Here is a 1708-nt window from a genome sequence, read left to right as displayed (position 1 = left end):
TATTCAAAATAGCCCGCTATTCTTTCATAATTTTCGATTGAAACTCACTATTTATAAGCGATCTGAATCAGAAATTTTACGTCGAACTCAGGTTATTAGAGACCCTGCAATATGTTACTGCAGCCATGCGCAAATCATTACAAAGCTGCAAAACACCGCGGTAGCCATGCGCAAGCCATTACAAGTTTGCAAAACGCTGCTGTAGCCATGCGCAAGTATTTGTAGAATTCCCAGCTAGCCGATTAAAGGCTGTTCATTAAAGTGTGTAAAGCAATGAAATTTAAACACAACTGCATTACCTCTCCTACCAGCCTAATTATACATGTGAATGAGGCTATTTTTGTTTTTATGTGGTATATTACATAAAGTTATTAAAGCAACATAGCCATGTCCACCAAACCAACAGTTACGCTGCAAAAATGCACGCATCGAAATCAAGCTATTGTGGCTTTTCGATTTGAATATGACAAAACACTTATCGAACACATCAGAAAGTTGCCGCACATGCGCTGGAGCCAAACTCAGCAATACTGGTATCAGGCAACTGCGCTTTTTAATTTAAATACCGTGTTTGAGCACCTTAAGCCTATAGCCTACGTTAACTATGCTCCTCTTTACAATACGCCTGCATCGGAAGCAACTCTTCAGCCTCCAGCCATACCTAAATATGCTCATCGTCAAACGATCGAACTACCCCATGGCTACGCCGAAAAGCTCGAACAAAAGCGCTATAGTGAGAGCACTCAAAGAACATATGTAGCTTATTTTAAAGATTTTGTTTATGCGATGAATGGCAAACCATTAGATGCCATTAGCGAAGAAAGAATTAATGCATACATACTAAGCCTTATTAAAGAGCATAATATCTCATCGTCGCAACAAAACCAGCGCATTAATGCCATTAAGTTTTACTACGAGAAGGTACTGGGTAAGGAAAGAATGCTATTTGACATTGATCGCCCCAGAAGAGAAAAACGCTTACCGGAAGTATTAAGCAAAAACGAAATATTTTCTTTGATTAAACAAACCAAAAACATTAAACACAAGTGTTTAATAATGCTGATATACTCATGTGGCTTACGACGAAGCGAAGCCATAAACATTCAGCTTACTGACATGAATTCGAAACGTCGTACGCTATTAATCAGGCATGCCAAGGGCAACAAGGACCGAACGGTACCCATCCCTGAAAAAACAATGAATATAATAAAGGAATATTACTTTAAGCATAAACCCTCCACCTGGTTATTCGAAGGAGTCAATCATCAACCCTATAGTGCTACAAGTATTGATAAAGTAATTAAACGTGCTGCCCGCAATGCGGGTATTACTCGTCGTGTATATCCCCATATCCTTCGGCATAGCTTTGCTACGCATCATTTAGAACAAGGAACTGATCTCAGGCACATACAAGTGCATTTAGGACACTCCAGCACTAAAACCACAGACATCTATACTCATGTATCGAATAAAGCCATTGCCAGGATTAAAAATCCAATTGATGATTTTTAGCAGACGTTATTTTGTCTTGTTATTTACCTATATTAGCATGATAAGTAGACAAAACACCTGAGCACAATAAAATGTATATGGACAAGTTTATATACTCTGGTGTTGGCAACAACACACAGCAAGACGTAAAACTTTAGACGATAATGAATGAAACTTTAAGGTTAGAATCTCTAGAATATATAAACGGAATAAAGAC

General features: G+C 38.3%; 2 protein-coding genes. Both read left to right on the top strand.

Annotation, left to right across the window (positions count from 1 at the left end; genetic code table 11):
• Nucleotides 1-205: hypothetical protein (locus KEM09_RS21740; RefSeq protein WP_212232047.1), on the top strand; the 205-nt coding region annotated here is incomplete at its 5' end.
• A 182-nt stretch (nucleotides 206-387) separates the two neighbouring features.
• Entirely contained in the window at nucleotides 388-1512 is a 1125-nt protein-coding gene (locus KEM09_RS21735) for a tyrosine-type recombinase/integrase (protein WP_212232045.1), read from the top strand.
• Nucleotides 1513-1708 lie beyond the last annotated feature (196 nt).

The organism is Carboxylicivirga mesophila, from assembly GCF_018271975.1.
Lineage (GTDB): Bacteria > Bacteroidota > Bacteroidia > Bacteroidales > Marinilabiliaceae > Carboxylicivirga > Carboxylicivirga mesophila.
Note: the sequence above shows the minus strand (reverse complement) of the source record. Positions and strands in the feature narration are given on the sequence as shown.